At 73.1% G+C, this 8,213-nt stretch carries 8 protein-coding genes; 3 read left to right on the top strand and 5 right to left on the bottom strand.

Annotated elements, in window-relative coordinates:
- Positions 1 to 100: 100 nt before the first annotated feature.
- From otsB to ACFV9T_RS42210, 3 genes are all read right to left on the bottom strand, one after another.
- Positions 101 to 940, bottom strand: a complete 840-nt coding sequence (gene otsB, locus ACFV9T_RS42220) for a trehalose-phosphatase (RefSeq protein ID WP_385449084.1) — start codon at positions 938 to 940, stop codon at positions 101 to 103.
- 81 nt (positions 941 to 1,021) lie between these two features.
- On the bottom strand, positions 1,022 to 1,255 hold the full coding sequence (locus ACFV9T_RS42215) for a DUF3263 domain-containing protein (protein WP_385449082.1): 234 nt from the start codon (positions 1,253 to 1,255) through the stop codon (positions 1,022 to 1,024).
- Positions 1,252 to 2,532 carry an extracellular solute-binding protein gene (locus tag ACFV9T_RS42210; protein WP_385449079.1) on the bottom strand — a complete coding sequence of 427 codons (1,281 nt, stop codon included), beginning with the start codon at positions 2,530 to 2,532 and terminating at the stop codon, positions 1,252 to 1,254. The genes ACFV9T_RS42215 and ACFV9T_RS42210 overlap by 4 nt, the downstream gene beginning before the upstream one ends.
- A gap of 258 nt (positions 2,533 to 2,790) precedes the next feature.
- On the opposite strand from ACFV9T_RS42210, the gene ACFV9T_RS42205 reads away from it, so the two are divergent.
- The 3 genes from ACFV9T_RS42205 (at position 2,791) to ACFV9T_RS42195 (ending at position 6,168) form a co-directional block, all read left to right on the top strand.
- A complete protein-coding gene (locus ACFV9T_RS42205; RefSeq protein WP_385449077.1) occupies positions 2,791 to 3,792 on the top strand; it encodes an ROK family protein in 1,002 nt (333 codons plus the stop codon).
- Entirely contained in the window at positions 3,792 to 4,943 is a 1,152-nt protein-coding gene (nagA, locus tag ACFV9T_RS42200) for an N-acetylglucosamine-6-phosphate deacetylase (RefSeq protein WP_385449074.1), read from the top strand. The genes ACFV9T_RS42205 and nagA overlap by 1 nt, the downstream gene beginning before the upstream one ends.
- A 274-nt stretch (positions 4,944 to 5,217) precedes the next feature.
- Entirely contained in the window at positions 5,218 to 6,168 is a 951-nt protein-coding gene (locus ACFV9T_RS42195; protein ID WP_385449072.1) for a 1-phosphofructokinase family hexose kinase, read from the top strand.
- 63 nt (positions 6,169 to 6,231) lie between these two features.
- On the opposite strand, the gene ACFV9T_RS42190 is transcribed toward ACFV9T_RS42195, so the two are convergent.
- Entirely contained in the window at positions 6,232 to 7,212 is a 981-nt protein-coding gene (locus tag ACFV9T_RS42190; RefSeq protein WP_385449070.1) for a CBM35 domain-containing protein, read from the bottom strand.
- Positions 7,213 to 7,433: 221 nt separating this feature from the next.
- The coding region (locus ACFV9T_RS42185) for a GGDEF domain-containing protein (RefSeq protein ID WP_385449067.1) at positions 7,434 to 8,213 on the bottom strand (780 nt) is incomplete at its 5' end.

Below are 8,213 nucleotides of genomic sequence, written 5' to 3'. Positions count from 1 at the left end.
CCGCCCGGCGGGGCCGCCCCCCGCGCCCGCCGCCCCCCCCCACGGCGGCGGACCGGCCACCGGTGGCGGGGGTCCGGGTGGGGAAAACCCAGCGCAGCGCTCAGCGCAGGGCCGCGGCCAGTGACGTCAGCAGGGCCACCACCCCCGCCGGGCCGTCGACCACCAGGTCCGCCCGCTCCGCCAGCGCCATCACCTCCGTGCTGCCGCTGCACACCAGCAACCCCGGCACCCCCTCCCCCCGCAACCGCTCCACGGCCGCGAACGCGGCCAGGTCGCCGAGGTCGTCGCCCGCGTACAGCACCGCGCCCGCGGCGGTCTCGCGTACGTACTCCAGCAGCGCGACGCCCTTGTCCATGCCCGGCGGGCGCAGTTCCAGGACCAGCCGCCCCGGTTCGACGATCAGGCCGTGGCGCTCGGCCAGCGCCTGCAGCGGGGCGCGGAGCTGGTCGAAGGCGGCCTGCGGATCCTCGGTGCGGCGGGTGTGGACGGCGACGGCACGCCCCTTGTCCTCGGTCCAGGTGCCCTGCCAGGCACCGTTCGCCTCCAGGACGCCCGGCAGTTCGGACCGCACGGCGCCGATGCCGGGGTGGGGTTCGGGGGTCTGGACGGCGCGGCTGGACGCGTCCCAGCGCTCGGCGCCGTACAGGCCGAGCACGACGAGGTTGGCCGGGGCGCCGCTGCCCCCGAAACCCCCGTAGCGGACGGCGACTTCGGCCGGGCGGCCGGTGATCACCGCGAGGGAGCGCAGCCGGGGGCCCAGCGCGGCGAGGGCCGGGACGGCGCCGGGGTGGGCGCGGGCCTGGTCGGGGTCGGGGACGATGTCGGCGAGGGTGCCGTCGAAGTCGACCCCGAGGACGGCCCGGTCGGGCCGTTCCAGGAGGGCGGCGAGGCCCTGACGTCCGGCGGCGGTGGCGGGTACGGGGAGGGGGTGGCTGCCCATGCGGCGACCCTACCCGGCCCCGCCGACAGCCACCCGTAACGGCGAACGGCGTCGGCCACCCAGGGCCAGGGCCCCGCGAACTCAGCGGCGTTCGCGCCGCTCCGCCCGCACGCGGCGCAGCCGGTTCACCGTCACCGGGTCGTGCTCCAGCGCGCGCGGGTCGTCCAGCAGAGCGTTGAGCAGCTGGTAGTAGCGGGTCGGGGTGATCCCGAGCCGTTCCCGTATGGCCCGCTCCTTGGCGCCCGGGCCCGGCCAGCCCTCGCGCTCCACGGCCAGCACGGCCAAGTCCTCCTCGGAGAGTGGTTCTGCGGTCACGGCTTGGCCGTCTCCATGGCGTCCGCGGCCCGCTGGATCTCGCCGAGGACGCTCGCCGGGTCGCCGCCGTCGGCCACCGTCGAGCCGATCTTCTCCTTGACCATCTGGCTGATGGACGCCCACGAGGTCTTGTCCGCCGGGTAGAACTGGGCTCTGTCCATCTGGTCGAGGAAGCGCCACAGCTTCTTGTGGTCCTCCTCGCGGCGCATCGTCGCGGAGACGGACGTGGTGACCGGCAGCAGGTCGTACTGGTCGGCGAAGTCGAGCACGTTCTTGTCCTCGTAGACGAAGTCGAGGAACTCGCCGATCTGCTTCCGCTTGCCGTTCGCCTTGAAGGCCATGAGCCAGTCGGCGACGCCCATCGTCGAGGACGACTTGCCGTTGCGGCCGGGCAGCGGGGCGGTGGCGTAGTCGATGTCGTGCCCGGCGGCCTGCTGCATCAGCGTCGGGTGGCCGTTGAGCATGCCGACCTCGCCACGGGTGAAGGCGTTGAAGACGTCCTGCCGGTTGGTACGGGCCGGGGAGCGCGAGCCGGTGAGGCCCTCGCCGACCAGCTCGTCCCGCAGCCACTGGAACGTCTCGATGTTGGCGGTCGAGTCGATCGTGTAGCTGCCATTGGTGTCGGTGTAGCCGCCTCCGCCGCTGAGCATCCACATCAGGGTCTCGGCCTGCGACTCCTCGGGGCCGAGCGGAAGCCCGTAGGGGATCTTCACCCCGGCCGACTTGAGCTTCCGCGCGGCGTCCTTCAGCTCCGCCCAGCTCTCGGGGGCAGAGGATATGCCCGCCTCGTCGAACAGCTTCTTGTTGTAGAAGAGCAGCCGCGCGCTGGAGACGAAGGGCAGCCCGTACAGCACCCGGCTGACCTCGCCCGCCTGGGCGATCGAGGTGATGAACGAGGCCTGGGTGGGGATGGAGAGCATCTGGTCGGCGCGGTAGAGCTTGCCCGCGGCGGCGTAGTCGGCGTACGCGCCGATCTGCGCGATGTCCGGGCTCTCGCCGTCCTTGACCATCTTGGCGACCTTCTTGTCGACTTCGGTCCAGCTGTAGACCTTGACGTCGACCTTCATACCCCCGTGCTTGGCCTCGAAGGCCCGGGCCAGCTTGTCCCAGTACTTCTGGGAGGTGTTCTCGCCGCTGTCGCCGTAATCCGCCGCGATCACCTTCAGGGCGTTCCCGTCCGATGCGGAGCTGTCGTTGCCGCACGCGGACAGCGTGGGCATCGCCACCGCCGTCGCGGCCCCAGCCGTCGTCAGACTCAAGAACCGTCGCCGCTGCACTGCGTTTTCCCACCCTATGGCTTGATTCATCCTCCGCGATGCTTCTCGCGAAGGTCGAGCGAGTCTGCCTTGCAAACCTCCACAAGGTCTACACCATGGGCGTATCGCTTCGGTATCGGACCTCTCCTTGCCAGGTCAGACGTATCGCACACCCCCACGTGGCGTGTGTCACGTCATCACAACTCGCTTACCTGCGAAGAAGAACCGCCGGGCGAGTGGACTAGACCTCTCACGGCCGAACGCGGGAGACTGTCCCCTGTGAGACACGTCATCGCCCTCGATGTGGGCGGCACCGGCATGAAGGCCGCCCTGGTCGGGGCGGACCACACGCTCCTGCACGAGGCCAGGCGGCCCACCGGGCGGGAGCACGGACCCGAGGCCGTGACCGCCGCGATCCTCGACTTCGCCGCCGACCTGCGCGCCCTCGGCGAGCGGCGGTTCGGCGAACCGGCCGCGGCCGCCGGAGTCGGCGTGCCCGGCGTACTGGACCAGGAGCGCGGCGTCGTCGTCTACGCCGCCAACCTCGGCTGGCACGACGTACCGCTGCGCGCGCCGCTGTCCCAGCGGCTGGGCGGCATCCCCGTCGCGCTCGGGCACGACGTCCGGACGGGCGGGCTGGCCGAGGGGCGGATGGGGGCGGGCCGGGGCGCCGACCGGTTCCTGTTCGTCTCGGTGGGCACCGGGATCGCGGGCGCCATCGGCATCGAGGGCCGTCTCGAACCGGGGGCCACCGGCTCCGCCGGCGAGATCGGCCACATCGTCGTACGCCCCGGCGGCCCCCGGTGCAGCTGCGGCCAGATCGGCTGCCTGGAGACGCTGGCCTCGGCCGCCGCGGTCGGCCGCGCCTGGGCGGCGGCCGGTGGCGGGCCGGGCGCGGACGCGGCCGACTGCGCCAAGGCCGTCGAGTCCGGCGACCCGCGGGCCGAGGCGGTGTGGCGGGAGTCGACCGGCGCGCTCGCCGACGGCCTGGTGACCGCGCTCACCCTGCTCAACCCCGAGCTGATGATCGTCGGCGGCGGGCTCGCCGAGGCCGGGGACACGCTGTTCACCCCGCTGCGCGCGGGGGTCGAGGAGCGGGTCACGTTCCAGAACCTCCCCCGTATCGTCCCGGCCGCGCTCGGGGACACCGCCGGATGCCTGGGAGCGGGCCTGCTCGCCTGGGACCTCGTCGCGGAGCAGTCCGAGCAGGCCGAGCAGGCCGAGCAGTCCGAGCAGTCCGAGCAGGCCGGGCAATCCCCTACCACGGAGGTATCCGACTGATGGCCCAGCGAACGGTTCTCACAGGCGCCCGGGTGGTGCTGCCGTCCGGGGTCGTCACGGACGGACGGCTGACGATCGAGGGCACCCGCATCGCCGGTACGGACACATCCCCCAGCGACGCCGTACGGGATCTGTCCGGCTGCTGGATCGTCCCCGGCTTCATCGACCTCCACCTCCACGGCGGCGGCGGAGCCTCGTTCACCACGGGCACCACCGAAGAGGCGGTGACCGTCATCCGCACGCACCGCGCGCACGGCACCACCACGATGCTCGGCTCCACCGTCACCGGCGACCTCGACGACCTCGCCCGGCAGGCCGCCGTCCTCTCCGAACTGACCGAGCAGGGCGACCTGGCGGGCGTCCACTTCGAGGGACCGTTCATCTCCCCGCACCGCTGCGGCGCCCACCAGCCGTCGCTGCTGCGCGACCCCGACCCGGCGGACGTACGGAAGCTCATCGACGCGGCGCGCGGCACCGCGCGCATGATGACGCTCGCGCCCGAGCTGCCGGGCGGGCTGGAGTCCGTCCGCCTGCTGGCCGACAGCGGCATCCTGGCGGCCGTCGGCCACACCGACTCGACGTACGAGGCGACCCGGGAGGCCGTGGAGGCGGGCGCGACCGTGGCGACCCACCTGTTCAACGCGATGCCGTCGCTGCTGCACCGCGAGCCCGGCCCGGTGGCCGCGCTGCTGGAGGACGAGCGGGTCACCGTCGAGCTGATCAACGACGGGACGCATCTGCACCCCGCCGTGCTGCAGCTGGCCTTCCGGCGCGCGGGCGCGGACCGGGTCGCCTTCATCACCGACGCGATGAGCGCGGCGGGCATGAGCGACGGGAGCTACGCGCTCGGCCCGATGGGCGTCGAGGTCAAGGACGGCGTGGCGCGGATCAGCGACGGACCCACGGCCGGTTCCATCGCGGGCTCCACCCTCACCCTCGACCACGCCTTCCGGCGGGCCGTCACGGTCGACGGGCTCGGCGTGGACCAGGCGGTCCGGGCCCTCTCCGCGACCCCCGCGAAGGTGCTGGGTCTGGACGACCGGGTGGGGTCGCTGGAAGCGGGCAAGGACGCGGATCTCGTCGTCCTCGACGCGGACTTCCGGCTGCGGGGCGTGATGCGGCGCGGCGACTGGGTGGTCGACCCGCACTAGAGCCACCGCCCCTCTCGTCTCCCTGCCCTCCTCCTCTCACCTCCCCTCCCCTCTCGCTGTCCCTCTCCTCACCACCCCTTCTCCCTCACCGGCCCCGCTGATCCCAATTGGCCGATTTCGCACCATGATTGGGCGTCCCGGTCATCCCAAAGGGGTGGGCCGGGCGCCGAGCCTTTGGCATGATCGCTCACGCGCGGGCGCCGCTCGGCCCCCAGCCACACGCTTTCAGCACAGGAATCTCCGTCCGGCGGGGGGACGGGAGAGGAGATGCCGGGTGATCCTGACGGTCACGCTCAACACCGCCCTCGACATCACCTACCGGGTGCCCCGACTACGCCCGCACGCCAGCCACCGCGTGACCGAGGTCACCGAACGGCCCGGCGGCAAGGGCATCAACGTCGCGCGCGTCCTCGCCGCACTCGGCCACCGCACCGCCGTCACCGGCTTCGCCGGAGGGGTGACCGGCACGGTGGTCCGTGAACTGCTGGCCGGGGATCAGGACACAGCCTCGGGCGGCGGCCTGATCACCGACGCGCTGGTGCCGATCGCCGGGACCACCCGGCGCACCCTCGGCGTCGTCGACACCGCGTCGGGCGACTCCACCCAGCTCAACGAACCGGGCCCGGCCGTCACCGCCGCCGAGTGGGCCGCCTTCATGGACGCCTACGCCACGCTGCTGCGCGAGGCCTCGGCGGTCGCGCTGTGCGGCAGCCTGCCGCCCGGCGTCCCGGTCGGTACGTACGCCCAGCTCATCCGCGAGGCCCGGGCGGCGGGCGTCCCCACCCTGCTGGACACCAGCGGCGAACCGCTGCGCCGAGGTGTCGCCGCCCGCCCCGACATCGTCAAGCCCAACGCCGAGGAGCTGGCCGGGCTCACCGGCTCCACCGAGCCGCTGCGCGCCGCGCGCGACGCCCGGCGGCGCGGGGCGCGCGCGGTGGCCGCCTCGCTCGGCGCGGACGGGCTGCTCGCCATCACCGCCCAGGGCGCCTGGCGCGCGGCCCCGCCGGAGCGCCTGCCGGGCAATCCGACGGGCGCCGGGGACGCGGCGGTGGCGGGGCTGCTGTCCGGTCTGGTGGACGAGGTGCCCTGGCCCGAGCGGATCGCGCGCGCGGTGGCCCTGTCGGCGGCGGCCGTACGGGCACCGGCGGCGGGCGAGTTCGACCGGGCGGTCTACACGGAGCTGCTGGACCGGATCGAGGTCACCGAGCACCCGGCGGCGGCCTGAGTCGGGGACGCCGGAATCAAGGAAGAGAGGGTGGCGGCGCGACGCGCCGCCACCGTCGCGCTCTCAGCCCCGCTTCAGCCACATCTGGTCGAGATTGACGTCACACTTGTCACCGTCGCCGCAGGACAGGGTGATCGTGTTGCTGCCCTGGCTGAGCTGGACGATGGACCACGAGTACGTCCAGCCCTTCTCGAAGTCGCCCTTGGGCGCGTTCGAGAAGTTCTTCATGCTGATCGGCCGGGTCGACTTCTTGCCGTTGACCGTCAGCGACAGGCTCTGGTCCTCGCCGGGCACGCCGTAGCGCACGTACAGCTTGTACGCCTTGGCCCGGTCGACGTCCACGTCCCAGGTGGCCGAGGAGCCCGGGCTGTTGAAGCCGCCGACGTAGGTGCCGCCGTCGCCCTTGGCGCCCTTGATGTCGCTCGCCGGGGCCGCGCCGCCGCCGAGCTGCATCTTGGCCGCGTCCTCCTTGGGCAGCTTGGTGGCGGGCTTCTTGGAGGGCTCCGGCTTCTCGCTGGGCTCCACGCTGGACGCCGCCGTGGGCTTGCCGCCCGCCTGGTCGCCCTGGTCCTTCTCGTCGTCACCGTTGGTGAGCATCGCCACGCCGATGCCGATGACGACCACCGCGACCACGGCGACGGCGCCGATCAGCAGCCCCCGGTTGTTGGGGCCGCGGCCGCCACCGCGCGGGGCGGGGGCGGGCTGGCGGGGGCCACCGCCGCCGGGCAGCGTCTCGGGGGCGGCGTAGTGGGCGTTCTGCTGCCCGTAGCCCTGCTGACCCTGCTGGCCGTAGCCCTGCTGCTGGTTCGGGATCTGCTGGCCGTAGTTGCGCTCACCGACCGCACGGACGTGGTTGTACGAGGTCCGGGGCACCCCCGGCTGCTGCGGTGCGGCCGGACCGGGGTAGCCGTACCCACCGGTGCGTGCGGAACCCGGCTGACCCGACTGGCCGCCCTGCCCGCCCTGATCGCCCTCCGAGCGGTACAGATAGGCGAACGGGTCGTCGTTCTCCGGTGTGTCCGAGCCGTTGTTGCCGGCCGTCATCCCTGGTCACTCCCCTATGCATATGGCCATCGGCGCTCAGGTGTGCGTACGCGCCACGACAGCTCATATCAGGGCCGACAGGGCCTCAACAGGGCGTGGGCTGTCCGGATGGCCAATATTCATGATCGGTTCACTGTCGGCGGCAGGGCCGCATCGACGCAGCGTACCTCGATCGGGGCAGGGTGGGCTGCCGCCCGTCTCGGCCACGGCCCGCCCGGCCCTTATCCGGCCCGTCTGCGCTCCTTCGAGCGGGATCGCTTCTCGACGTACATACGCTGGTCGGCGGAGTGCAGGACCTCCTCGGCCGACATGCCGCAGCCCGCCCAGCCGATCCCGAAACTGGCCCCTACCCTGACCGCCCGGCCATCGACCCGGATGGGCGGCAGGATCGCGTTGCGCAGCCGTACGGCCAGGTCCTGGGCGTCCGCCCGGCCGAGGCCGTCAGCGAGGACGACGAACTCGTCACCGCCGAGCCGGGCGACGGTGTCGCCGTCCCGCACCCCGCTGGTGAGGCGGCGGGCGACCTCGATGAGGACCGCGTCGCCCGCGTGGTGGCCGAACCGGTCGTTGATCGACTTGAAGCCGTCGAGGTCGCAGAAGAGGACCGCGAGCCCCTTGTGGCCGTCGTCGACGGCGTCGTCCTCGTTGGGCGCGAAGGTGTGCACATGGTGGTCGAACTGGACGCCGCCCGCGGCGAGCGGGGGCAGGGTGCCGAAGCCCTCGAACTCGTCGAAGCCGGGCGGGAAGCCGCTCGCGGCCGGGACGGCCGGGGCGGCCGGACCGTCGCCGCCGTCCGCTCCCGGCGGCCCGTCCAGCCCGCCCAGCCCGTCGAGGAACTCCGCCCGGCCTCCCGGCGGCGGATGGGCGCACAGCCTGCTGCCGAGCCGGGCGCGCAGCTCGGCGCTGTTGGGCAGACCGGTCAGCGAGTCGTGGCTGGCGCGGTGGGCGAGCGCCAGCTCATGGCGCTTGCGCTCCTCGATGTCCTCGACATGGGTGAGCAG

The sequence above is a fragment of the Streptomyces sp. NPDC059850 genome, assembly GCF_042731515.1.
GTDB lineage: Bacteria > Actinomycetota > Actinomycetes > Streptomycetales > Streptomycetaceae > Streptomyces.
This window is presented reverse-complemented; position numbering and strand designations above follow the sequence as displayed.